The sequence below is a fragment of the Aeromonas sp. 95A genome, from assembly GCF_051919235.1.
In the GTDB taxonomy this organism is placed as follows: Bacteria; Pseudomonadota; Gammaproteobacteria; order Enterobacterales; family Aeromonadaceae; genus Aeromonas; species Aeromonas veronii.
This window is the reverse complement of the sequence record NZ_JBQBFC010000001.1, coordinates 3,348,674-3,373,405: the sequence shown is the minus strand read 5'-3', so window position 1 is coordinate 3,373,405 and position 24,732 is coordinate 3,348,674. Positions and strand designations below refer to the sequence as shown.

General features: G+C 60.5%; 19 protein-coding genes, 4 tRNA genes and 2 pseudogenes. 13 read left to right on the top strand and 12 right to left on the bottom strand.

Going from position 1 to position 24,732, the window contains the following annotated elements; all coding sequences use genetic code 11:
- Positions 1-8 precede the first annotated feature (8 nt).
- The 4 genes from ACTG2U_RS15365 to ACTG2U_RS15350 all read left to right on the top strand — a co-directional run bounded on the left by ACTG2U_RS15365 (position 9) and on the right by ACTG2U_RS15350 (position 3,476).
- Entirely contained in the window at positions 9-1,811 is a 1,803-nt protein-coding gene (locus ACTG2U_RS15365; protein ID WP_439974706.1) for an aminopeptidase P family protein, read from the top strand.
- 86 nt (positions 1,812-1,897) lie between these two features.
- On the top strand, positions 1,898-2,302 hold the full coding sequence (locus tag ACTG2U_RS15360) for a nitrous oxide-stimulated promoter family protein (protein ID WP_005356534.1): 405 nt from the start codon (positions 1,898-1,900) through the stop codon (positions 2,300-2,302).
- 111 nt (positions 2,303-2,413) lie between these two features.
- Entirely contained in the window at positions 2,414-2,911 is a 498-nt protein-coding gene (locus ACTG2U_RS15355; protein WP_064339292.1) for a GNAT family N-acetyltransferase, read from the top strand.
- A 97-nt stretch (positions 2,912-3,008) separates the two neighbouring features.
- Positions 3,009-3,476 carry a glycine zipper 2TM domain-containing protein gene (locus tag ACTG2U_RS15350; protein ID WP_005340126.1) on the top strand — a complete coding sequence of 156 codons (468 nt, stop codon included), beginning with the start codon at positions 3,009-3,011 and terminating at the stop codon, positions 3,474-3,476.
- Positions 3,477-3,558: 82 nt separating this feature from the next.
- On the opposite strand, the gene amt is transcribed toward ACTG2U_RS15350, so the two are convergent.
- Positions 3,559-4,986, bottom strand: coding sequence for an ammonium transporter (amt, locus tag ACTG2U_RS15345; protein WP_005342989.1), 1,428 nt, complete (start codon positions 4,984-4,986; stop codon positions 3,559-3,561).
- A gap of 505 nt (positions 4,987-5,491) precedes the next feature.
- Here amt and ACTG2U_RS15340 point away from each other — a divergent pair.
- The gene (locus tag ACTG2U_RS15340) at positions 5,492-6,415 is read left to right on the top strand and encodes a GGDEF domain-containing protein (protein WP_439974705.1); all 924 of its coding nucleotides are present in this window, start codon (positions 5,492-5,494) and stop codon (positions 6,413-6,415) included.
- A 91-nt stretch (positions 6,416-6,506) separates the two neighbouring features.
- Here the strand turns inward: ACTG2U_RS15340 and ACTG2U_RS15335 are convergent, their stop codons facing one another.
- Entirely contained in the window at positions 6,507-7,127 is a 621-nt protein-coding gene (locus ACTG2U_RS15335) for an outer membrane beta-barrel protein (protein WP_157162428.1), read from the bottom strand.
- 251 nt (positions 7,128-7,378) lie between these two features.
- Here ACTG2U_RS15335 and ACTG2U_RS15330 point away from each other — a divergent pair, with 251 nt between their 5' ends.
- Positions 7,379-8,017 (top strand): exopolysaccharide biosynthesis protein, encoded by a 639-nt coding sequence (locus ACTG2U_RS15330; protein WP_439974704.1) that lies wholly within the window; start codon positions 7,379-7,381, stop codon positions 8,015-8,017.
- Positions 8,018-8,083: 66 nt separating this feature from the next.
- On the opposite strand, the gene ACTG2U_RS15325 is transcribed toward ACTG2U_RS15330, so the two are convergent.
- Complete coding sequence (locus ACTG2U_RS15325; protein WP_101530032.1) at positions 8,084-9,358, bottom strand: amino acid permease; 1,275 nt, start codon at positions 9,356-9,358, stop codon at positions 8,084-8,086.
- A 472-nt stretch (positions 9,359-9,830) separates the two neighbouring features.
- Positions 9,831-10,720 (bottom strand): annotated as a pseudogene (locus tag ACTG2U_RS15320) (diguanylate cyclase).
- A gap of 348 nt (positions 10,721-11,068) precedes the next feature.
- On the opposite strand from ACTG2U_RS15320, the gene ACTG2U_RS15315 reads away from it, so the two are divergent.
- The gene (locus ACTG2U_RS15315; RefSeq protein ID WP_005355042.1) at positions 11,069-11,386 is read left to right on the top strand and encodes a DUF6968 family protein; all 318 of its coding nucleotides are present in this window, start codon (positions 11,069-11,071) and stop codon (positions 11,384-11,386) included.
- A gap of 23 nt (positions 11,387-11,409) precedes the next feature.
- Complete coding sequence (locus ACTG2U_RS15310; protein WP_439974703.1) at positions 11,410-12,045, top strand: Vat family streptogramin A O-acetyltransferase; 636 nt, start codon at positions 11,410-11,412, stop codon at positions 12,043-12,045.
- 105 nt (positions 12,046-12,150) lie between these two features.
- Here ACTG2U_RS15310 and ppc read toward each other — a convergent pair whose 3' ends face one another.
- Together ppc and argE are read right to left on the bottom strand one after the other, a co-directional pair.
- Entirely contained in the window at positions 12,151-14,784 is a 2,634-nt protein-coding gene (ppc, locus tag ACTG2U_RS15305; RefSeq protein ID WP_439974702.1) for a phosphoenolpyruvate carboxylase, read from the bottom strand.
- 231 nt (positions 14,785-15,015) lie between these two features.
- On the bottom strand, positions 15,016-16,161 hold the full coding sequence (gene argE, locus ACTG2U_RS15300; RefSeq protein ID WP_439974701.1) for an acetylornithine deacetylase: 1,146 nt from the start codon (positions 16,159-16,161) through the stop codon (positions 15,016-15,018).
- A gap of 271 nt (positions 16,162-16,432) precedes the next feature.
- Between argE and argC the strand changes: the two genes are divergently transcribed.
- The 5 genes from argC (at position 16,433) to argH (ending at position 22,096) form a co-directional block, all read left to right on the top strand.
- Entirely contained in the window at positions 16,433-17,440 is a 1,008-nt protein-coding gene (argC, locus tag ACTG2U_RS15295) for an N-acetyl-gamma-glutamyl-phosphate reductase (RefSeq protein ID WP_110304444.1), read from the top strand.
- Positions 17,441-17,462: 22 nt separating this feature from the next.
- Positions 17,463-18,242, top strand: coding sequence for an acetylglutamate kinase (argB, locus tag ACTG2U_RS15290; protein ID WP_005336097.1), 780 nt, complete (start codon positions 17,463-17,465; stop codon positions 18,240-18,242).
- Positions 18,243-18,267: 25 nt separating this feature from the next.
- Complete coding sequence (locus tag ACTG2U_RS15285; protein WP_439974700.1) at positions 18,268-19,179, top strand: ornithine carbamoyltransferase; 912 nt, start codon at positions 18,268-18,270, stop codon at positions 19,177-19,179.
- An 85-nt stretch (positions 19,180-19,264) separates the two neighbouring features.
- Entirely contained in the window at positions 19,265-20,500 is a 1,236-nt protein-coding gene (locus ACTG2U_RS15280; protein WP_439974699.1) for an argininosuccinate synthase, read from the top strand.
- 210 nt (positions 20,501-20,710) lie between these two features.
- A complete protein-coding gene (argH, locus tag ACTG2U_RS15275; RefSeq protein WP_439974698.1) occupies positions 20,711-22,096 on the top strand; it encodes an argininosuccinate lyase in 1,386 nt (461 codons plus the stop codon).
- A 74-nt stretch (positions 22,097-22,170) separates the two neighbouring features.
- Here argH and ACTG2U_RS15270 read toward each other — a convergent pair.
- The 6 genes and pseudogenes from ACTG2U_RS15270 to ACTG2U_RS15245 form a co-directional block, all read right to left on the bottom strand.
- A pseudogene (locus ACTG2U_RS15270) lies at positions 22,171-22,625 on the bottom strand (hypothetical protein).
- Between the two features lie 453 nt (positions 22,626-23,078).
- Complete coding sequence (locus ACTG2U_RS15265) at positions 23,079-24,251, bottom strand: CD0519/CD1768 family membrane protein (RefSeq protein WP_042053565.1); 1,173 nt, start codon at positions 24,249-24,251, stop codon at positions 23,079-23,081.
- Positions 24,252-24,356: 105 nt separating this feature from the next.
- Positions 24,357-24,432: transfer RNA gene (locus tag ACTG2U_RS15260), tRNA-Asn, on the bottom strand.
- Positions 24,433-24,440: 8 nt separating this feature from the next.
- A tRNA-Phe gene (locus ACTG2U_RS15255) sits at positions 24,441-24,516 on the bottom strand.
- Between the two features lie 3 nt (positions 24,517-24,519).
- Positions 24,520-24,595: transfer RNA gene (locus ACTG2U_RS15250), tRNA-Thr, on the bottom strand.
- A gap of 52 nt (positions 24,596-24,647) precedes the next feature.
- A tRNA-Phe gene (locus ACTG2U_RS15245) sits at positions 24,648-24,723 on the bottom strand.
- Positions 24,724-24,732: the final 9 nt, after the last annotated feature.

The following is a 24,732-nucleotide window of genomic DNA, read 5'->3' as shown; positions in this document are numbered from 1 at the left end:
CTAACGACATGAATAATTTCGAGATAATTGAAACCCGCGTCGCCCAAGTCAGGGCCGAGCTGGCCATGCAGGAGTTGGACGCATTTATCGTCCCCCACGATGATGAGCACCTCGGCGAGTACATCCCCGCCTATGCCGAGCGGCTTGACTGGATCACCGGTTTCAACGGCTCTGCCGGCGTCGCCATCATCATGGCCCAACGGGCAGCCCTCTTTGTCGATGGTCGCTATACGGTGCAGGCGCGGATGCAAACCCCCGCCGAACTGTTCGAATTCCTCCACCTCATTGAAAATCCTCATGTGCAGTGGCTGGCCGAGCAGCTGCCGTCAGGCTCCCGGGTTGGCTTTGATGCCCGCCTGCACAGCCTGACCTGGTACAAGAACGCCAAGGCCGTGCTGGCCGATCGCGGTATCGAGCTGATCCGTGTCGAGCAGAACCCCATCGACCTGAACTGGAGCGTGCGCCCGGAGCCGACCAAGAGCCCGGTCATCCTCTACAGCGAGGAGCTGGCAGGCCAGTCCAGCCAGTCCAAACGTGAACAGCTGGCGGCCGACCTGCGCAAGCGCGGGCTGGATGCCGTGCTGCTGACCCAGGCCGAGCCCATCAACTGGCTGCTCAACCTGCGCGGCCGCGATATCGACCGGCTGCCGGTGGTGCTGGGCTTTGCGGTGCTCTACGCCAACACCAGCATGGATTTCTTCGTCGATACCGACAAAATTGACTGCTTCGCCTTTACCCAGCACGTGGGGCAGGATGTCTCCGTCTACCCCATCGACAAGCTGGGCGACGTGCTGCAACGCATCGGTGAAGATCAGCAGAAGGTGCTGGCCGATCCGGACAGCGCCAACGCCTGGACCCAGCTCGTCATGGAAGAGGCGGGCGCCATTCTGGTGGCAGGGCAAGACCCGACCATGCTGCCGAAAGCGTGCAAGAACGAGATCGAGCTGACCGGCATGCGTGCCGCTCATCTGCGCGATGGCGTGGCCATGACCCGCTTCCTCTCCTGGCTGGATCGGCTAGTCGCCTCCGGCGAGTTCGAAGGGGTGGATGAAGGCACCCTGGCCGATCAGGTGGAAGCGTTCCGCCGCGAGCAGGAGCACTACGTCGAGCCGAGCTTCGATACCATCTCCGCGCTCGGCCCCAACGCCGCCATGTGCCACTACCATCACACCAACGGCACCCCCCGTGCGTTTGGTCAGGACAGCCTTTATCTGCTGGACTCCGGCGCCCAGTATATGGATGGCACCACCGACATCACCCGCACCATCAAGGTGGGTGAGGTGAGCGACGAGCAGAAAGCGATGTTTACCCGGGTACTGCAGGGCCATATCGCGCTGGATCAGGCCCGCTTCCCCCGTGGCACCGCCGGTATCCAGCTCGACGTGCTGGCCCGCATGCCGCTGTGGCAGGCCGGTTACAACTATGACCATGGCACCGGTCACGGCGTCGGCCACTTCCTGAGTGTCCACGAAGGCCCCCAGCGCATCGCGCCGAAAGGGAGCATGGTTGCCCTGCAACCGGGCATGGTGCTCTCCAACGAGCCGGGCTACTACCGTGAAGATGGCTTCGGCATCCGTTGCGAAAACCTGGTAGTGGTGACCGAGCTGGAACAGGTTGGCGAGCTGCCCATGCTGGGCTTCGAGCGCCTGACCTACGTGCCTTTCGATACCCGCCTGATCGACCGCAGCCTGCTGAGCCCGGCCGAATTCCGCTGGATCAACGAATACCATGTCGAGGTGTTCCGCCGCCTGAGCCCGCTGCTCGAAGGCGAGGATCTCGCCTGGCTGGAGCAGGCAACCAGCCTCATCTGATGACACAGGGCCTGCGGGCCCTGTTTTTATCCCCCCTTTTGACCTGTATCAACACCCAAAGCGAGCAGGTCAGGAGAATGGCGGCCATGAAAAGTCATCATGCCAGCCCAGCCCGGGGCTCACACGCCGCAGCCAGCAAAAAGGCGAGTGACCATCCCAGACTCATGCGCGAGCAGCAGACGGTCAGCGCCATGATCCGCCTCTACTGCCAGCACCATCATCAGGATCCCCATTGCCGCCACTGTCGCCAGTTGCGGGATTTCGCCCATCAGCGCCTTCGTCGCTGCCGTTATGGCCACGGCCACAAACCCACCTGCGCCAATTGCAACATCCACTGCTACGCCCCGGCGATGCGCAAACAGATCCAGCAGGTGATGAAGTGGAGCGGCCCGCGCATGTTGCTGCGCCACCCCTGGCTCACCCTTCGCCACCTGCTCGACGGCTTGCGCAAGGCCCCCAAACTACCCCAGAGCCGCCCCCTGCCGCCATAGCCGCCAATCCCTTGCATCCGGCAGGGGATGACCACTACCCTATGACTCCTTTTTTGCCGTTGACCCCAAGGTCAGCGGCGTTGCCGATCCTTTGCTGCCGATGGAGTCCTGATGCACCACAACCCGCCCCTGCTACGCACCGCCACCCACCATGACATGCACGCCATCTGGCAGATCGATGCCAAGGTGTTTGGCGAAGATGTCTATCCCGCCTTCTTCTTCCGTCAGGCGATGGATTTGTGGCCCGAGTTGTTGCTGGTGGCCGAATACGAGGGGCAGCTGGTGGGGTATGTGCTGGGGGGATTCGGTCAGGAGCGGTCGCAAGGCTGGGTGCTCTCGCTGGCGGTGCTGCCCGAGGCGCGCGGTTTCGGCCTCGCGGAGCGAATGATGCGCCAGATGGAGGCCAACCAGCAGGCGCTGCAGATCAGCGAACTGCGGCTCACGGTCGATCCGGCCAATCCGGCCCAGCGCCTCTACTACCGGCTCGGTTACACATTGCAGGCGGAAGTAGCCGACTATTTCGGCCCCGGAGAAGACCGTCTGCTGCTGGTTAAAACCCTCTCCGGTACAGCTGCGATTCAAGGACAAAACCGGTTACAGAACGCATAATTGGTTACATTTTGCCGATTTCATGTGTGACGGGGTTGGAGTAAAGTTCACTCATCAACCGGATTGTTCAAATTACGTGCAGCCCAGGAGGCCCACCATGTTGAAGCGTATGACCCTTATTGCCCTGCTGGCAGCAACCACCATCACCGGATGCGCCAACAGTGACGTTTACTCTGGCGATGTTTACACCAAAGACCGCGCCAAACAGGTGCAGACTGTCAGCTACGGCACCATCATCTCCACCCGCCCGGTGAAGATCCAGGCCGATGAGAACTCCCTGATTGGCACCATTGGCGGCGCCGTAGTCGGCGGCCTGCTGGGCAGCACAGTCGGTGGCGGCACCGGACGTGACATCGCAGCCGCAGGCGGCGCCATCGCCGGTGCAGCGGCAGGTAACGCCATCGGCAACAAGATGAATCAGGTCGACGGCGTCGAGCTGGAGATCAAGAAAGAGAACGGCGAAGCCATCGTGGTCGTGCAGAAAGCCAGCCCCACCTTCACCCCGGGCGCCCGTGTGCGCATGACCCAGGGCAATGGCAGCATCAACGTGGCCGTCGTGAACTAAGCGTGTGAACTCAGGCTTTGCAGCTTTAGAGTCATAAAAAAACCGCCGGTTCCGGCGGTTTTTTGTTGTCTGACGTTCGGGATTACATGCTGTAAGCCTTCTCGCCGTGGGAGGTGACATCCAGCCCTTCCCGCTCGGCATCGCCGTTCACCCGCAGACCCACCAGCATGTCGACCGCCTTGAAGGCAATCGCCGCCACGGCACCAGACCAGAGCAGGGTGACACCGACCCCGATAGCCTGGATCTTCACCTGAGTCAGGATGGAGTAGCCCTCGGCAACCTGATTGGTGACATAGTCCCACACCCCGGTGCCGCCCAGATCCGGGCTGGCAAATACGCCGGTCAGCAGGGCGCCGAGAATACCGCACACCCCGTGTACGCCAAACACGTCCAGACTGTCATCGGCTCCCAACATGCGCTTGAGACCGTGGACACCCCACAGACCCGCCACGCCACTGATAAGTCCCATCACCAGACCACCGCCCACACCGACGAAACCGGCTGCCGGGGTGATCACCACCAGACCGGACACCGCACCGGATGCCGCACCCAGCAGGGAGGGACGTCCCTTCATCACCCACTCGGCCAGCGTCCATGAGAGAGCTGCCGCAGCCGGCGCTACCCAGGTGTTGATAAAGGCGAGAGCGGCGATACCGTTGGCTTCCAGCGCGGAGCCCGCGTTGAAACCGAACCAGCCGAACCAGAGCAGGGAGGCACCGATCATGGTCATGGTCAGGCTGTGGGGGGTCATGGGATCACGACCGTAGCCCAGACGCTTGCCCACCAGATAGGCACCCACCAGACCCGCTACGGCGGCGTTGATGTGCACCACTGTGCCGCCTGCAAAGTCCAGCGCACCATGCTGGAACAGATAACCGGCCGTTGCAGTCGCCGTGGCCGCAGCCTCGGCGCTGGTATAGGCATCCGGACCCGCCCAGTACCACACCATATGAGCCAGCGGGATATAGGCGAAGGTGAACCAGATCACCGAGAAGAGCAGCACGGCGGCAAACTTGATACGCTCGGCGAACGCCCCCACGATAAGGCCGCAGGTGATGGCGGCAAAGGCCCCCTGGAACACCACATAGATCAGCTCGCTGATCCCGACACCCTTGCTGAAGGTGGCAGCGATGGAGTCAGGGGTCACCCCCTTGAGCAGCACCTTGCTGAAGGAGCCGTAGAAATTGCCCCCCTCGGTAAAGGCCAGCGAATAGCCGTAGATCACCCAGAGCACACAGATGAGGCAGAACAGGGTAAAGACCTGCATCAGCACGCTCAGCATGTTTTTGGCCCGCACCAGACCACCGTAGAAGAGGGCCAGACCGGGGATCGACATCAGGATCACCAGCGCCGCCGAGAGCAGCATCCAGGTGTTGTCACCCTTGTTGATTGTCATGGCGGCAACCGGAGCCACCGCCGCCTGTACCTGAGCGACCTCTTCGGCCCAACTTGGGGTAACCAGCAAGGCAGGCAACATCGTCAGACCCGCCATCATCCATTTTTTGACCATAGAGCACTCTCCTTCCCTGTCGTACCGGTACAAGACCGGCTCCGTTTCCCTGATTGAATCTGTGGCGAACCGCAAGGTGTTGCTGCAACCCGCCAGAATCACACCCGCGCCCGGCACGGGGATGTCTCTTGCCACTTCCTCATCACTGCATCTGCCGCCGATGACCGCAAGAGACCGTCTGACATGTAAAAAGCATAAAGCGGGCCACAAATTTAAATCCTTCTAAATCAATGCATTAGCAAGATCACGCATCATCAACGCACCAATTTGGCGCATGAGCTGCGCTAACCTGCCCAGGGTCGCCCTGTCACAGGGCAGGCGATACTTCACGCACCAGAAATGCGCAAACCCTGAGCCAGCCCACAAGCTGACGTCATCGATATCGCGCGCTGCGGGCCCGCTCGTTTACACTGACAGACCAGCCGTTTCCTGTTATCCGACCACGGCATGCCATTACGCAGCCTCTTGTTTGCAAGCTGATGGCAGGCCCAATCCGAGGAACACCATGCAGTTCGATCGTCTCGACATCAGCCTCTCCCACTACCGTCATCTCGACCGGGAACATCGCGCCCACATCGCGCTGCTGGGGATAGTGATGCTGGCCATCATGGCCCTTCATCTGTTGCTGCTGCCCCACTTCCCCTACGAGCGCTTTTACGCCGTCAGCTTTGGCTTCGAGGTGATCAACTGGCTCACCATGCTGTTCCTGTTCTGGGTAGTGCAGTGCGCCCACCTGCCCACCCACACCTACCGCATGCTCTCCTGCGGTCTGATGTTGTGGATCATGGGGGCCACCGCCGACATCATGGATGAGCTGGTGGCGCAGCCACTCTGGCTCGCCATCTATGCCGAGGATCTGCTGCGCTCCAGTGGCATCCTGCTCAGCAGCATCGGCATCCTGAGCACCATGCACCATCTCTTTCACATCAATACCCAGCTCAGACAACAGGCGCTGTTTGACGATCTGACTAGGCTGCCAAACCGGCGCTACTTTCATCAGCAGCTGTTTCTGGAACAGGGGATTTGCCACGCTCTCATCCTACTGGATCTGGATCACTTCAAGGTGATCAATGACAACTACGGCCACGATATCGGGGATCGGGTGTTGCAGCAGTTTGGCGAGCTGTTGCAACAGCACTGCCCGCCCGGTGCGCTGGCTGCCCGTGTCGGGGGTGAAGAGTTTGCCCTGCTGCTGCCCATCGCCCACGAAGCCGAGCTGCAGCAACTGGCCAACACCCTGCTCACTGCGACCCGCACCATAGCCCCCGACCCGGCCCATACCATGACGGTCAGTCTGGGAGTGGGGATCCGCGAGCCCAAGGAACCGGCCGTCTCGCTGTTCAAACGGGTGGATCAGGCGCTTTATGGCGCCAAGGAGGCGGGCAGAAACTGCGCGGTATGGGCGATGCCGACTAACAAGGAGGCGTGAAGATCTGCCGGTTGATTGCCGATCACGGCGGAAGATTGCTGCTGAGACAGGGGCCCAAGGGCCCTTGTTTCATGTGGGAAAATCCCCCCGCCTAAAAGCGGAAGGTAAGACCGATATTGGCCTGCCACTGAGTTACCAGCTCCCCGCGCACCTTGAACACGCACTGCTCCGGGTTGCAGAGAAACTGGTTGTTGTCGTTGACCAGCGAGCCATAACCGCGCACCTCGGCCCGCAGGGCCAGATGCTCGGCGAGGCGCGGTTGCACCCCGAGCGCCAGCGACATGGAAGGAGTCACCTCGCTGTCGTAGGCGGCAAAGCGGGTCACCCCGATCCCGGCGCCGATATAGGGCGCCATCAGGTTGTCAGAGAGAGTCAGTGCACCGGCAAAGTGCAGGGTGTCCACCGTCAGGCGATCCGGCTGGTCGGGAGAGAGGGTGGTGGACTGGTGGCTGTAAAGCAGTTCAATCATGCCGGGATCATCCACCTCCTTGCTGATAAAGAAGCCCCAGCTGCCGGAGCTCTGTCCTTGCAGTGAATCGAGCGAGGCCGAGCGAGAGACCGGCTGCACCTCATCACTCTTCTCAAAATCGATGGCTGAGCTGTAGCCGGAAAATGGCGTCACCTGCCAACCGGATGTGGTCGCGGCCTCGCTACTCCAGGCCTGCCCCAGTGGCAGCAACAGCCCCATCATCACTATCCCGGCTCTCTTCATCATCATCCCCTGCTCCCTGTGTGATTGTGCAGAAAGCATACCAGAGGCGTCCTAGGCCCATCCTAAACGGCGGCTGTACCGGATCACTTTCATCGCGGGATTTCCCTCTCGCCGGAACCTCTGCCGAGCCGCCCCACTGGCGCCGCTATGCCCCCCTGCCACCATTCATCGACGGTTAACCTCTGCCACGTATGCTGGCGCCAAATCGGGTCATCGGGGCCCGTTATCACCACTCAAAAGGACATCAGGGAATGGTTGCCGCGCAACTCAACGACCCCACAACTACCCTCGCGGATACCCTGCGGGCCACAGCGCATGCCATCGACGAGAGCCACATTAGCCTGCGCCAGATGCTCGCGCTGGTGGGTGAACAGGGCATGCTGCTGTTTTGCGTGCTGCTCACCGTCCCCTTCCTGCTGCCGGTCTCCATTCCCGGGGTCAGCACCCCGTTTGGCCTGTTGATCCTTTTTATCGGGATCGGCATCACCCTCAATCGAGTGCCCTGGCTGCCCGCCATGCTGATGGAGCGCCGCTTCGCCGCCGACCAGCTCAAGCCGACCCTGCACAAGGGGGCGGATCTGCTGGCCCGGGTCGATCGCGTTATCCGCCCGCGCCTGCTGGTGCTGACCGGCAGCAACACGGTCAACCGCTGCAACGGCCTGCTGATCATGCTGGCCGCCCTGCTGCTGATGCTGCCCCTGGGCGCCATCCCGTTCACCAACGCCATGCCTGCCTGGGCCATCCTGCTGCTGGCCACCGGCATGTTGCAGCGGGACGGTCTGTTCATCGCCAGCGGCTATCTGCTGGTAAGTGCGACCCTGGTCTGGTTCAGCGTGCTGGCCATCGGCTTGCTGATGGCGGGCCAGAGCGCCAGCGACCTGCTCGGCTAACCCCGATGCACAGAAAAAGGGCGACCAGATGGTCGCCCTTTTTGATTTGTGCGGGATACCGCCCGGTCAAAGCAGATCGTAGATAAGGGCCGAGATGGCAAGCAGCCCCATCACCAACACAAAAAGGGTACTCGGCCCGCGATAACGCTTGAGTGCGGGCAAGCGATAGATGGAGCAGGCCGGCAGCAGAAACAGGATCACCGCGATCAGCGGGCCACTGACGCGCTCGATAATGTCGAGCACGTTGGGGTTCAGATAGGTGATGACGGCGGTCACCATAAACAGGATCACCGACGACACCCGGGCGATGGTCGACTCCTTGAGAGAGAGCCCCAGCCCCTGACAGGCACCGCTCACCATGCTCACCGTCCCCTCGCTCACCCCCATGGAGGTGCCTAGGAAAGATTTGGACATGGCCAGAATGGCGATGAGCGGCCCCACATAGGCGATCAGCGGGTTGGAGAACTTGTTCGCCAGCGCCGACAGCACGGAGATATTGTCGGTGCGGGCCAGCGCCATCTCGGCCTGACTCAGACTCATCACGCAGCTCACCACGAAAAAGAGCACGCTGCCGCAAATCAGCATACTGCTGTACTTGATGATCCGCTTGGCGCGCAGATCGGCACTCTCTTGGCAACGCTTCTTCTGCGCCGCGCTGAAGGAGGAAATAATAGGTGCATGGCTGAAGGAGAAGACCATCACCGGCACGATCAGCCAGAGGGATTTCCAGAACGCCGGGTCACGCCAATCCACCGCCTGACTCTCGCTGAAATAGGAGAGGCTCCACTGGGGCAGCAGATAGATGGAGAGGCCAATCAGAAAGGCAACCATCGGCAGTGCCAGCACGCTGATGGCCGACACCACGATCTGTTTGCCAGCCAGCAGCACCAGATGCAGGCCCAGCATCACCCCCAGCACCAGCAAGCCGCGCGGAAGCTCGGCATCCCCCAGCTGGTGGACCACGAAGCTCTGGATCGCATTGGTGATGGAGATGCTGTAGACCAGAATGATGGGGTAGAAGGCCATCAGATAGACCAGCATCAGCAGCTTGCCCGCCTTGGCACCGAAGTGCTCCTCCACCACATGGGTGATATCCCCTTCCCGATGGGAGCTGGAGAGCACAAAGCGGCTCAATGCACGGTGGGAATAATAAGAAAGCGGAAAAGCCAGCAATAAAATAAACAGCAAAATAACCGGGGAATTACTGCCAACAGTAATAGGGAGAAATAACGTACCGGCACCGACAGCAGTGGCATATAGGCCCATGGTCCATACCGAATCGCTTTTCTCCCATTTCAATTTTGAAACAGGGTTACTCTTTTCAGCAATAGAAACACTCATTGCAATATATACCTTATTAATCTGTCATCATTATTTTTATTGGCCCGAATAACAGGCTGGAGATATGTCGTTGCATATCGCCCTGCACATGAAAAAAACAACGCCGCCAGCGACCAACTGGGCCACCGGAGAGAAACGGAGCTGCCACGCTACCATCGTTGAAATCGCTATCCGGGTCAAGGTTAATAATTCATGACTGTTTGAATCGGAATGTTTCAAAAGACAACAGGATGTATCACATTCGTCACCCAAAACCCGATTCACGCCTGTTTGATAACATACCGATAATACCTCATGCTGTTGTCCAACAACATAAATAAGACCAGCGAACAGGCCGATAATATTAACACCTTAAGCTGTGGAATATGAGTTAAATAATACGGCCAACTTTTCTACTAATTGACAGTGATGTCAGCCAATTTATTCAGGGTAAAAGCGCAGGCTATTTCCCACAGCGACCGGAGCGGCACTTTCAACCTGCCGGGCAGTGCGCCACCCGGTTGCGCCCTGCCCGCTTGGCCCGATAGAGCCACTCGTCGGCCCGGGCCAGCGCCTGATTGATCTCCTCCTCCGGCTGCACCAGGGTTGTGCCCAAGCTGACCGTGATAGCGACCGGATCGGCAGGCAGCGCTTCGACCGCGGCACGGATCTGCTCCGCCATCTGCAGCAAACCGGCTTCATCGATCCGCGGCAGCAGGATCAGAAACTCCTCGCCACCGCTGCGCACAAAGAGATCGTCCGCCCGCAACAGGGCATCGATACAACTACTGAAGCGCTGCAAGGCCCGATCTCCCTGCTGGTGGCCGTAACGATCGTTGATCTGCTTGAAGTGATCGATGTCGAGCATGATAAGACCGCAGGGCGCATCTCCTGCACGCAACGGCTGGCAGTGCTCGAAGAAGAAACGGCGGTTATGGAGGCCAGTCAGCTGGTCGGTTTCACTCTGGCGCAGCAGTCGCTGCTGCAACTCGTACTGGCGGGTGATATTGCGGGTCACCCAGGCCACCGCCCGCTTGCCATCATAGAGGGAGGGCAGCGGCGCAATCTTGCCCTCGAAACGCTGTATCCCTTGCGGCCCGGCGGCAGCATTGATCCCCCCACCTCGGCTGCTGAGAGCTCATACTCCACCACTCGCACCTGACCGCTCGCCAGCGACTCGGCTACCTGCGCCTTGACCCACATGGCCATCTCGGGTGGCAGCACATCGGCCAGCTGCTTGCCCGCCAGCGGATTGCCGTCGTGATAGGATTGCTGCTCCATGCCGCCGATATATTCCACGTAATAGCCATCTTCACTGAGAATAAAGACGGGATCTGGCAGCTGGGCCATCACTTCATAAAGCTGGGTTACCGAAAGCGCCACGGAGACTCCTGTACTTCAACGTCAAACAGGGGGGAGATATTCTGCCTCAAGAGGAATCACACGCCCTCATCGTCAGCGCAGAAAAATCTGCGGCCACAGCCAACAATCCTTTACATCTAGCAGCCTGCCAGCCTCTCGGCCACCACGGGTGGCCAGCGCGTTGCTACTCCCGCCACTGCGCTCGCTCACAGCGGCGAAAGCCCCCTCCCCCGGTCGCGCATATCCCATTGTTTCAACTCACAAGTTCATTTACGCTGGCCGTCCTGAGTCCAGTTTTCACCTCATCAGCCATCAGGGAGCCAGCCACCCGCAACCGCAGGGGCTGTACCACGGAAAAGGAATCGCCAGATGAAAAACGCCATCGTTACCGCCCGCTTCGACGCTATCAGCACCGAAGGGGAACAGCTCACCCTCAAGATCGCCATCAAGGCCCCCGAGCCGGATCCCAAGTCCGCCAGCGGTGACTGGCGCTGCAAGGTGAAGCTGGCGGGGCTGAGCGACAAGACCTTTATCTACGGCATCGACAGCCTGCAGGCCCTGAGCCTCGCCATCAAGTTTGTCGAAACCGAGCTGCGCGCTTTCTCCGATGCGGGCTGGCAATTCTATCTACCCAATTGCCCAGATCACCCCATCGACATGAGCGCCTGCTACTTCCCGGCGCTCTAGCCCGGCCAATCCAAGGAGACCAGATGCACGGACCCGATCCCGCCAATCCCCACCCCATGAACGGCTTTCCCCAGGTGTGCTTTATCAAAAACACCATCAAGGGGCCCAATATCGAGGTGGGTGACTACACCTATTACGACGACCCGGAGGATTCGGCGGGCTTCGAGCGCAACGTCCTCTACCACTTCCCCTTCATCGGCGACAAGCTCATCATCGGCAAGTTCTGCGCCATCGCCCGCGGGGTGAAGTTCATCATGAATGGCGCCAACCACCAGACCTCCGGCTTCTCCACCTACCCCTTCTTTATCTTCGGCAACGGCTGGGAACATGCCGCACCCGCCCCGGGCAGCCTCCCCTACAAGGGGGATACCGTGATCGGCAACGATGTCTGGATCGGCTATGACGCCCTGATCATGCCGGGAGTAAAGGTCGGCAACGGCGCCATTATCGCCGCCCGCTCCGTGGTCACCGGTGACGTGCCCGCCTATGCCGTGGTCGGCGGCAATCCCGCCAAGGTGATCCGCTACCGCTTCGACGACGACACCATCGCCCGTCTCAATGCCATCGCCTGGTGGGACTGGCCGGTGGAGCAGATCAGCCGCAACCTGCCGCTTATCAGCGGCGGCGAGATAGCCGCGCTGGCAGCGGCAACCCCATAGAGACAACCTGTAAACCAAGCGAGATCGTAGAAACAACAAAGGGCGCCTTGTCGGCACCCTTTGGCTTGATGGATATAACTGAAGCCTGCTGGATTGAGCTGGCTATCAACCGGTGTTGCGCATACCTGCGGCAATACCGGCGATGGTGACCATCAGCGCCTTGTCCAGCTCGGGGTGCAGGGTCTCCGGGTGGTTGCGGGAGCGGTTGAGCAGCTCGGCTTGCAGCACGTTGAGCGGGTCAGTGTAGGGGTTGCGCAGCTTGATGGACTCCTTGATCCAGGGCTGATCCTCCAGCAGATCCCCGCGCGGGCTCAGTTTCAGCACCACCTCGATGGATTCGGCGAGCTCCTGACGCAGCTGTTTGCCAAGGCCCCACAGCTCCTGCGGCACCAGACGGGTGTCGTAGTACTCGGCGAGCCAGACGTCCGCCTTGAGGAATACCATCTCCAGCATTTCGAGGCGAGTGCGGAAGAAGGGCCACTGGGCGCTCATCTCTTCCAGCACCGCCAGCTTGCCGCCGTCGATCGCCTGCTGCAGCGCCTTGTGGGCACCGAGCCAAGCCGGCAGCATCAGGCGGTTCTGGGTCCAGGCGAAGATCCACGGAATGGCGCGCAGACTCTCGACGCCGCCGTTGGGCTTGCGCTTGGAGGGACGGGAGCCGAGCGGCAGCTTGCCGAGCTCCATCTCCGGGGTAGCGGCACGGAAGTAAGGGACGAAGTCCGGATGACCGCGCACGATACTACGGTAGTGATCGCAGGAGTCGGCGGCCAGCTGTTCCATCACCTCGCGCCAGCACTCTTTCGGCTTGGGCGGTGGCAGCAGGTTCCCTTCCAGCACGGCGCTGGTGTAGAGCTCCAGACTCTTGATCGCCACTTTCGGCAGACCGAACTTGAAGCGGATCATCTCCCCCTGTTCGGTGGTACGCAGACCGCCGCGCAGGGATCCCGGCGGCTGGGAGAGGATGGCCTGATGGGCTGGCGCACCACCACGACCGACGGTACCGCCACGGCCATGGAACAGGGTGAGGCGGATATTGTTGGCCTCAGCCAGTCCCACCAGGGATTCCATGGCGGCGTACTGGGCCCAGCCAGCGGCCATCATGCCCGCATCCTTGGCAGAGTCGGAGTAACCGATCATCACGTACTGACGGCCCTGAATGTAGCCGCGATACCAGTCCACCGAGAGCAGACGCTCCATCACGGCGGTGCCTGCCATCAGGTCATCCTGGGTTTCAAACAGCGGTGCGACCGGCATGCGGAACTTGCAGCCCACCTCTTTGAGCAGCAGTTGCACCGACAGCACATCGGACGGCGCACCGGCCATGGAGATGATGTAGATGCCGAACGCATCGGGGTCGTGCTGGGCGATGACCTGACAGGTATCCAGCGTCTCGCGCACCTCGGCGCTCGGCTCCCAGTCGTGGGGAATGAGCGGGCGGCGGGAGTTCAGTTCGTTGAGCAGGAAGGCCTGCTTGTCATCTTCGCTCCACTCGGCGTAGTCACCCAGACCCAGATAGCGGGTCAGCTCGGAGAAGACCAGCCCGTGACGCTCGCCATCCTGACGGATATCGAGCTTGACCAGATGGATGCCGAAACAGGCGACCTTGCGCAGCACATCCAGCAGCATGCCATCGGCGATGTTGCCCATGCCGCAGGCGTGCAATGAGTGGTAGCAGAGCTCCAGCGGCTCGCGCAACTGGGCGGTGGTCTTGACCAGATCCTGGCTCTCGCTCGCCTGACCCTGCACCTTGGCGGTCAGGTGCTCCTTGGTTTCGCGCAGCGCTTCACGCAGCTCGCGCACCAGCGCGCGGTAGGGCTCGGGGTGATCGCCAACGCGAGCACGCACGGCGTCGGTACAGTCGGACATGGAGAGCTCGGAAGTGAGCTCCTTGATGTCTTTGTAGAACAGGCTCACCGCCATCCAGCGGCCCAGCTCCAGCACTTCGGCAGTCACCTTGGCGGTGACGAAGGGGTTGCCGTCGCGGTCACCGCCCATCCAGGAGGTGAACTTGACCGGCGCGGCATCCAGCGGCAGCCGCACACCCAGATGGTGTTGCAGACGCTCGTCCAGATTGCGCATGAATTCGGGAATGGCAGGCCACAGGCTGTTCTCCACCACGGCGAAGCCCCACTTGGCCTCGTCGACCGGAGTCGGGCGCTGTTCGCGGATCTCGTTGGTGTGCCACGCCTGATTGATGAGCTGTTCGATGCGATTGAGGATCTTGTCCCGCTCGCGGGGCAGCAGGTCGGAAAGTTCCAGCGCCTCGAGGCAGTCGTTGAGCTGTACGTGCTTGTGGATCAGGGTGCGGCGGGTCACCTCGGTGGGGTGAGCGGTCAGCACCAGATCGATATCCAGCTCGCGCACGGCCGCAATGATGGCCTCTTGCGACAGGTTGGAGGCTTTCAGCTTGTCGAACATCTGCTCCAGCGGGTCCGGGGTGCAGACCTGCTCTTCGCAGCGACGGGAGATGGTGTGGAACTGTTCCGCCACGTTGGCCAGATTGAGGAACTGGCTGAAGGCGCGGGCCACCGGCAGCAGTTCATCATCGCTCAGGGTTCGCAGGGTATCGAGCAGACGTTCCCGGTCTGATTCATTGCCCTTGCGGGAGGACTTGGCCAGTTGGCGAATGGTTTCGATCTTGTCGAGAAAGGCCTGACCCTGATGATCCTTGATGGATTTACCCAGCAGCTGACCCAGCATACCTACGTTGGCGCGTAGTGCGGCGTACTTTTCGTTCATTCCACATCCTTATCTTGTTGGTGCCTGACACCCATCCGGGGTGCTAGACGACCTCACTTATTGTTGTGCGATTACAACATATGCTCCGTCATCTTAGGGTGACAATCTACCCAGATTGTCTGCGCAAGGTCAAATAACAGGCCGATTCAGAACATGTATTTCCCTCACCACTCCACAACCGGCTTGTTATGTAACTTACTTACAGTTCTTACACCCCTTTCACCGCCGCCGCTACAGGCAAAAACGTCTGATCAGGTGCTGCAAAACCGAGGTGGTCGGCTTGACGAAGGAGAGGTCGAGATACTCATCCGGCTGGTGCGCCTGGGTGATATGACCAGGGCCCATCACTATGGTCTCGCAGCCAAGCTGCTGGATAAACGGCGCCTCGGTGCAGTAGTTGACCGACTCGGCGGCGCGACCGCTCGCCTTCTCCGCTTCGCGCACCAGCACAGAGTCGTCGGCGCAGGCGTAGGCGGGAATGGGCTCATGCAGATGCTGCAGATGCAGGCAGCCCGGCTGGTGGATCTCGATGGGTGACAGCGCCTCTTTGAGCATCCCCATCAACTCATCCGGCCCCACCTGCGGAGTGGGTCGCAGGTCGATATGCAGCTCGCAGCAGCCGCAGATGCGGTTCGGGCTGTCGCCGCCCTGAATGTAACCCAGGTTCAGAGTCGGCTGCGGCACGGCAAAGCGGTAGTCGGCGTAACGATCTTTCAGATCCTGCTGCAAGCGCAGCACCTGCCCCATCGCCTTGTGCATGATCTCCATGGCGTTGACGCCGTTGGCGGGATCCGAGCTGTGACCGCTCTTGCCGGTAATGCGGATCGCCTCCGACATATGCCCCTTGTGGGCCACCACCGGCACCAGTCCGGTCGGCTCGCCAATCACGGCGTAGTCGGGTTTGAGCTCGGCTGCGGCGGCGATGGCGCGGGCCCCCGCCATGGTGGTCTCTTCGTCGGCAGTGGCGAGAATGCGCAGCGGCTTGGTCAGCTTGGTGAGGTCAATATCTTTGAGCGCCTCCACGATAAAGGCGAAGAAGCCCTTCATGTCGATGGTGCCGAGGCCATAGAGACGATTGCCCTCTTCGGTCACCTTGAAGGGATCCTTGCTCCACCCCCCCTCATCGAACGGCACCGTATCGGTATGACCCGCCAGCAGCAGACCGCCCTCCCCCTGACCGATCGTCGCCACCAGATTGAACTTGCCCGGCAGGTCGGGGAGCGCCGTCACCTCGCACTTAAAACCGAGCTGACCGAACCAGTCAGCCAGCAGCCGGATCACCGCCTCGTTGCTCTGATCCCACTTGGGATCCGTGCTGCTGATAGAGGGAATCGCAATAATATTCTTATAAAGTGAAAAAAAATCCAGATTGGCCATCAGCTCCTCCTTGCGTCCCCGGAATGTTTCTGTTAGAAAATACAAATGCAAAGTGAGTGCATGAATATTCTGTAATTTTACCTGAATATCTGGCTCATCAACAAAGGCTTCTAGTTGTAAGGGAAAGTTAATGTTCTGTCACCTGATCTATAACCGACGACACACACCCGCCTGAATTGCCCCTCCGCACTTGTGCAAAGGGGCGATCGAACACCCTTGTGCACTGCAGCGTCATGCTGTGAATCTCGAACTCTGACTTGGAATATTCAACATGCTTAACACCGTTATCGTCGGTGCCAGTGGCTACGCGGGAGCCGAACTGGCCGCACTGGTACAGAACCACCCACAACTCAAGCTGTTCGGCCTCTATGTCTCCGCCGGCAGTCAGGATGCCCACAAGCGCTTCTCTTCCCTGCATCCCCAATGGGTCGGTGCTCTCGATCAGCCGCTGCTGCCGCTGGACGACGACGGCATGACCCGGATCCTGACCCAGGCCGATCTGGTGCTGCTGGCCACCGCCCACGAGGTGAGCGCCGAGCTCGCACCCAAGTTTCTCGCTAAGGGGCTGCCGGTGTTCGATCTCTCCGGCGCCTTCCGGGTCAAGGATCAGGGCTTTTACGACAGCTTTTACGGTTTCACCCACGACAGCGAGCAGTGGCTGGATCAGGCCGTCTATGGCCTAGCGGAGTGGAATGCCGATGCCATCGCAACCGCCCAGCTGATTGCGGTGCCTGGTTGCTACCCGACCGCATCGCTGTGCGCTCTCAAGCCGCTGCAGCAGGATGGTCTGATTGCCAAGGGGTGGCAGCCCATCATCAACGCCGTCTCCGGGGTCTCCGGCGCAGGACGCAAGGCGGCCATCAACACCAGCTTCTGCGAAGTGAGCCTCAATCCCTACGGAACCTTCAATCACAGACACCAGCCGGAGATCAGCCACCACCTCGGCAAGGAGGTGCTGTTCCAGCCCCACCTTGGCAACTATGTGCGCGGCATTCTGGCCACCATCTATGTGCAGCTGGCGGACGGCGTCACCCCCACTCAAGTGGATCAGGCCTTCCTCAAGGCTTACGAAGGCAAGCCGCTGGTGCGCCTCACCGGCCAGATGCCCTCTATTCGCGGTGTGGCAAACACCCCTTACTGCGATATCGCCTGGCAACAGCAGGGCAACATGTTGGTGGTGGTCTCTGCCATCGACAACCTGCTCAAGGGCGCCGCCTCGCAAGCCATGCAGTGCATAAATATCAAATTTGGTTTTGAACCGGCCACCGGCCTGATTTAAGGACTTAGGAAGGATCTCGAACATGGACAAACAGACGTTGGTAATCAAGCTGGGCGGCGCCCTTATCGAGAACGACGAGGCGCTGACCGCCCTGTTCGCCACCCTCAAAACCTTTCTCGACGATCAGCACCGTCCGCTGGTGCTGGTGCACGGCGGTGGCTGTCTGGTGGATGACCTGCTCAAGGGGCTGGGTCTCACCTCCACCAAGAAGAATGGCCTGCGGGTGACCCCGTTCGAGCAGATCCCCTTTATTGCCGGGGCGCTGGCGGGCACTGCCAACAAGCAGATGATGGCCAAGGCGATCGCCACCGGCATTCCGGCGGTGGGGCTCTGTCTGGCGGATGGCGGCCTCTGTCAGGTGACCCAGCTCGACCCGGATCTCGGCGCTGTCGGCGAGTGCAAGCCGGGCAACCCGGCGCTGGTAGCAGGCATCCTCGGTCAGGGCTTCCTGCCGGTGGTGAGCTCCATCGGCATCACCGCCGAGGGGCAACTGATGAACGTCAACGCGGATCAGGCGGCCACCGCCATCGCCGAAGCGCTCGGTGCCGATCTGGTGATGCTCTCCGACGTGAGCGGCATCCTCGATGGCAAGGGCAAGCTGGTGCCCCAGCTCGACAAGCTGACCGCGCTGGATCTGATGGAGAAAGGGGTGATCCGCGATGGCATGGCGGTCAAGGTAGAAGCGGCCCTGCACGCCGCCGAGACTCTCGGCAAGCCGGTCTGTGTCGCCAGCTGGCGTTACCCGGATCAGCTGCTCAAGCTGCTGGCTGGCGGCGCGGTCGGCACCCAAGTGGCCATTTGATCTCCACCGGAACAAGGAACATCCGATGCAACATCTTCTGAGAGACAGTGATCTGAACAAAGCCCAGATTGAAGCGCTGATTGCGCTGGGCAAAGCGGTCAAGGCCGACCCGAAGAAGTACAGCCAGGCGCTGGCCAGCAAGAGCGTGGTCACCCTGTTCGAGAAACCCTCCTTGCGCACCCGGGTCACCTTCGACATCGGCATCGCCAAACTGGGCGGCCACAGCGTCTATCTGGATCAGCAGAACGGCGCGCTGGGCAAGCGGGAGTCGGTGAAGGATTTCGCCGCCAACCTGTCTCGCTGGTGTGATGCCATCGTCGCCCGGGTGTTCGATCACCAGACCCTGGTCGAGCTGGCGGAGCATGGCACAGTGCCGGTGGTGAACAGCCTGTGCAACCTCTACCACCCCTGTCAGGGGCTGGCCGACTTTATGACCATTGCCGAGCACTACGACGACCTGTCGAAGGTGAAGCTTGCCTACCTCGGTGATGGCAACAACGTCAGCCACTCTCTGCTGCTGCTGGGGGCGACCCTGGGCACCGACGTGACCCTGATCTGCCCGAAAGGTCACGGCCCGGATACCCAGATCTTCCTGCAGGCGCAGGCGCTGGCGGCCAAGTCAGGGGCGACCATCCACATCAGCGATGACGTGGCGGATATCGAAGGGTTCGACGTGGCCTACACAGATACCTGGGTCTCCATGGGTGACAACACCCCGATGGAGCAGGTCAAAGACCTCTTTATGCCTTACCAGATCAACCAGGCCCTGCTCGACCGGACCGGCATCCAGCACGTGCTGCACTGCCAACCGGCGCACCGCGAGCTGGAGATCACCTCGCAGGTGATGGATGGCCCCGCCTCCCTCATCATGGACGAGGCCGAAAACCGGATGCATATCCAGAACGCCGTGTTGCTGACCCTGTTTGGGCATAAATAGTCAGGGCAACAAGTAACGCGGCAATCAACCTGAATCACGACCCTTTTTATTGAATCATCATCGAATCATCACGGAGAGAAGTAACATGAGCGGAATCAACAAGATCGTACTGGCTTACTCGGGTGGACTGGATACCTCGGCCATCATTCCCTGGCTGAAAGAGCACTATGACGCCGAAATCATCGCCTTCGTGGCCGATGTGGGTCAGGAGCGCGACGATCTGGAAGGGATCGAGCAGAAGGCCATCACCTCCGGTGCCACCAAGTGCATCATCAAGGATCTGCGGGAAGAGTTCGTCAAAGAGTACGTCTACCCGACCCTGAAGACCGGCGCCGTCTATGAAGGCACCTATCTGCTGGGCACCTCCATGGCCCGTCCGGTGATCGCCAAGGCGATGGTCGAAGCGGCACTGGCGGAAGGGGCTGATGCCATCTCCCACGGCTGCACCGGCAAGGGTAACGATCAGGTGCGTTTCGAAGGTGCGGTCGCTGCGCTGGCACCTCAGCTGAAAGTGATCGCCCCGTGGCGGATCTGGGATATGCGCTCCCGGGAAGATCTGCTCTCCTATCTGGAGACCCGCAACATCCCCTGCAAAGCGACCCTGAAGAAGATCTACAGCCGCGACGCCAACGCCTGGCACATCTCCACCGAGGGTGGCGAGCTGGAGAGCACCTGGAACGAGCCGTCCGAAGCGGTCTGGCAGTGGACCGTACCGGCCGAACAGGCACCGGATCAGCCGGAGTACGTCAAGCTGACCGTGGCGCAGGGTGAAGTGGTGGCCGTTGACGACCAGCCGCTCAGCCCGCACCAGATCCTGATGACCCTGAACGAGCGTGCCGGCAAGCACGGCGTGGGCCGCATCGACATCACCGAAAACCGGATGGTGGGAATGAAGTCCCGCGGCTGCTACGAGACCCCGGGCGGTACCGTGATGGTCGCCGCGCTGCGCGCCGTGGAAGAGCTGGTACTGGATCGCCCGACCCGCGCCTGGCGGGAAAAGCTGGGTGCCGAGTTCTCCCATCTGGTCTATGACGGTCGCTGGTTCACTCCGCTGTGCAAGGCGATCCTCGCCTCGGCCAACGCCATCGCCGAAGATCTGGATGGTGAAGTGGTGCTGAAGATGTACAAGGGTCAGGTCACTGCGGTGCAGAAGAAGTCGCCGAACAGCCTCTATTCCGAAGACTTCGCCACCTTCGGCGCCGACGAAGTGTATGACCAGAGCCATGCCGAAGGCTTTATCCGTCTCTACACCCTGGCCAGCCGGATCCGCGCCATGAAGGAACAACATCAGGCTATCGGTGGCGCTCACACCCACGGCTAAGCAAGCGCGATAACCCGTTGATTCCGTTGAGGGGGCATGGCCCCCTCTTCTACAGGCAGAGGGCATAGCCCCTGAGCCATCATCGGCAGGTGTGACAAGAGCGGCAGCGCCCCGGCCACTTCTGTGAGATAACAGACTCGCAGAAAAACAGGGCACGATTTCAAGCTCGGTGGCCAGGGCGCCGCCGACAACGCATTCAAGGAGAGCAGTATGGCACTTTGGGGTGGACGCTTCAGTCAGGGAGCCGATAGCCGGTTCAAGCAGTTCAACGATTCGCTGCGGTTCGATTACCGCTTGGCGGAGCAGGATATTCAGGGCTCCATGGCCTGGGCCAAAGCGCTGGTGAAAGTGGGCGTATTGACCGCCGATGAGCAGGGCAAACTGCAACAGGCGATGGAGGTGCTGCTCGCCTCGGTGCAGCAGGATCCCCAGCAGATCCTGAGTTCGGACGCCGAAGATATCCACTCCTGGGTCGAGAGCCAACTGATTGCCGCCGTCGGCGATCTCGGCAAGAAACTGCACACCGGCCGCTCGCGCAACGATCAGGTCGCCACCGACCTGAAACTCTGGTGCAAGGCGCAGGGCGAGCTGCTGCTCGGCTCCATCACCGCCCTGCAGCAGGGGCTGGTCGCCTCGGCCCGCGCCAATCAGGCGGCCGTGCTGCCGGGTTACACCCACCTGCAGCGGGCCCAGCCGGTCACCTTCGCCCACTGGGCGCTGGCCTATGTGGAGATGCTGGAACGGGACTACTCCCGCCTGCAGGATGCGCTGAAACGCCTCGACACCAGCCCGCTCGGCTGCGGCGCGCTGGCGGGCACTGCCTACGCCATCGACCGCGAAGCCTTGGCGCTCGACATGGGCTTTGCCGGCGCCACCCGCAACAGTCTGGATTCGGTCTCAGATCGGGATCACGTGGTGGAGCTGATGCACGTGGCGTCCCTCTCCATGACCCACCTGTCGCGCTTTGCCGAAGACCTTATCTTCTACAACACCGGCGAGGCGGGCTTTGTCGAGCTCTCCGACGCGGTGACCTCAGGCTCGTCGCTGATGCCGCAAAAGAAGAACCCCGATGCGCTGGAGCTTATTCGCGGCAAGACCGGTCGGGTGGTCGGCGCCCAGATGGGCATGCTGATGAGCCTCAAGGCGCTGCCGCTGGCCTACAACAAGGACATGCAGGAAGACAAAGAGGGACTGTTCGATGCCCTCGACACCTGGCACGACTGCCTCGATATGGCGGCGCTGGTGCTGATCGATCTGAAGGTGAACGGCGAGCGCACCATGGCGGCGGCGCAGGGCGGCTATGCCAACGCTACCGAGCTGGCAGACTATCTGGTGGCCAAAGGGATTCCGTTCCGTGAAGCGCACCATATCGTCGGTGAAACCGTGGTCTTTGCCATCAGCGTGGGCCGCCCGCTGGAGGAGCTCTCCATCGGCGAGTTCCAGCGTTTCAGCCCGGTGATCGAGTTCGACGTCTACCCCAATCTGGAACTGGAAGCGACCCTGGCCAAGCGGGTCGCCAAAGGCGGCGTCGCCCGCGAGCAGGTAGAAGCGGCCCTTACTGCCGCAGAGCAGTGGCTGGCCAAACGGGTGGGTTAATCCACGGTAATAGTCATCCGAAATAGAAAGAAAAACGGCAACCTCGGTTGCCGTTTTTTATTGCTCACCACAGTTCAGGCGCTGGCATTGAGCAGTTTGCCCACTCCCTCCCCCTTGCCATTGGGCAGGGTCTGTTTAAAGGTGCCGAGCAGCTGATCGAGATTGAGATTGCTGGCACCGAGGGAATCCTTGAGGGTATCGAGCTCGCTTTGCAGGGCATCGAGGCGGGTGCTCTGGGTGCCGCTCGCCAGCTGGTTGCGGGTGCTATCGATGGCGGCAGGGAGGGATTGGCCGCCATTTTCCTGCCCAGGGTCTGCATCAGCTCCCCCATAAAGTGGTTGATGGCCGAGCGGTTCTGTTCGCTATCGGCATCCTTGATACCGAGTCGCTGGAACAAGCTCTGGACAGTCGGGGCAAGGCGATCCTCCTGTACGGCAGGCTGCACAGGCTCAGGTTTGCTACTGCTGCCAAGCAGCTGGCTGCCCAGCTTGAGGGCGATCGAGGCAAGGGGAAGCAGGCTGCTGATCATGATATCTCTCCGCGACAACGACCCTTGATGGTGTTGCCAGGAGGAGTGCATAAGCGGGGCCAGCACGATGATAAAACGCACCGCACCGGCTAATCCCTTGAATGGCTGATCTATTTATTCAACCAGCACGCAGGAGATAGCCGAGCGCAAAGGGGAGTCAGGCGGCCAGTAGCTGCCGCCACAGGCGGTAGTGGCAATATGGTGGCAAAGCGTTTTGCCGCCCACCCGAGCCGCGACCCCTTCCTTTCACACCCTAATCGCCAACTCTTTTAGCCACTTGCGCAGCTGATGGCACCAACAGAGTAAAACCTGACAAAAGCACCGCAGCGCTCAGGCACCGAATAACGACCTGCGGGCTTACTAATCGAGCGGTGATCCGCCCACAAGGCGTGACCAATAGAAATGAAAAGAGGCTCCAAAGAGCCTCTTTTTGTTTCCGTGTCTGAACCCGACTCAGCCCAGCAGTAGATAGAGCTGGTGAGCGGCCACACCGGCGCACAGGCCGCCGATGGTGTGGGCAACGATGGCGCGGGAGGTGAGGTGGCGATAGCCGAGGGCATCGAGCATGGCTGTATGGGTGCTCAAAAAGCCGCTCCAGCACATCCCCATGGCGGTAAACACCGCGACCTCGTTACCGGTGATCCACCCCTTGGCAATAAAGGGGGGCACCAGTGACATGGCGGCACCGACCGCACCGAGCGAGGTAGCCGGGAAGGCGACCAGCTCCGGCTGCTGGAAGCCGAACAGCAGGTCAAACAGCCAGCTCACCTTGGCGGCCAGCACCGGCAGCAGGGCAACCCCTTGAAACGCTTCGCCGGTATAGCCCTTGTCGCCGGGGCCGAAGGTGAGCAGCATCACGAAGGTACTGATGATCAGCACCCCGGGGATCACCGCCATCCCCAGCTCCACGCCAGATTTGCCGCCATCGAGCAGAGAGTTGAGGATCCTCAGCCAGCCGGGAGCCACCTCTTTGGTCACCCCTACCTTGCGGCCGTCGGACGATACAGCGTCATCGTTCAGCACTTCACCCACCAAGGGGCGGATCATCCGCTGCATCAGCCGGGTAGAGACCACCGAGCCCACCAGAGCACCCAGCAACCCAATCAGCGCCGCGCTGGCGGTGGATTCACCGCTCGGCAGTTGCAGGGTGGCCATAAAGGTCACCACGATCAGCCCCATGCCGAAGGCGGTTCCGAAGTTGGTCAGAGACACCAGTTGCCACGGAGTGAAGCCTTTGCGAAAGCGGCTGTCCTTGGCGAGGCTGATCACCGCCGGGTTGTCGGAGAAGAAAGTCATCAGGGCCGCCAGGGCGGTGCGGCCAGGCAGGCGAAACACCGGCTTCATCAGGGGGGCCAGCAGCACTTCCAGCAGGCGGATCACTCCGAACTCGCTCAATAGCTGGCTCAGGGCACCAGAGAGCACCGTGATCCCCATGATAAAGAGCACGGTATTGAGCAGCAGCTGGTGGGCGGTATTGAACAGGGTGTTGACCATGGCAGAGAGGCCCATCTGGCTGCCGAGGTAACCGAACAGGCTGCCGAGAATAAGCAGCACCAGCACGGGTTCCATCCAGTTCCGAATGGCGGCAAGTCGCCCCTTTGACTCTATAACTACATGATTTTCCATATCTATCCTGCGGTTCATCTGTGCGTGTGTGGTTGTTTTTATGGTTAAAAAATGGCTGCGCCAAATAGAAAAAAGCCCTTGTCTTGCGACAAGGGCTTTTTGAATTGGCTCCTCCTACTGGACTTGAACCAGTGACATACGGATTAACAGTCCGCCGTTCTACCGACTGAACTAAGGAGGAATTGTAATTGGTGCCCAGAGACGGAATCGAACCGCCGACACGGGGATTTTCAATCCCCTGCTCTACCGACTGAGCTATCTGGGCAAATGGTGCCGGCTACCGGAATCGAACTGGTGACCTACTGATTACAAGTCAGTTGCTCTACCTACTGAGCTAAGCCGGCACACTTTAAACCATTGTGCATGAACAAATTTTTTATTTCATGGCACCAAAATTGGTGCCCAGAGACGGAATCGAACCGCCGACACGGGGATTTTCAATCCCCTGCTCTACCGACTGAGCTATCTGGGCGTGGGCGCT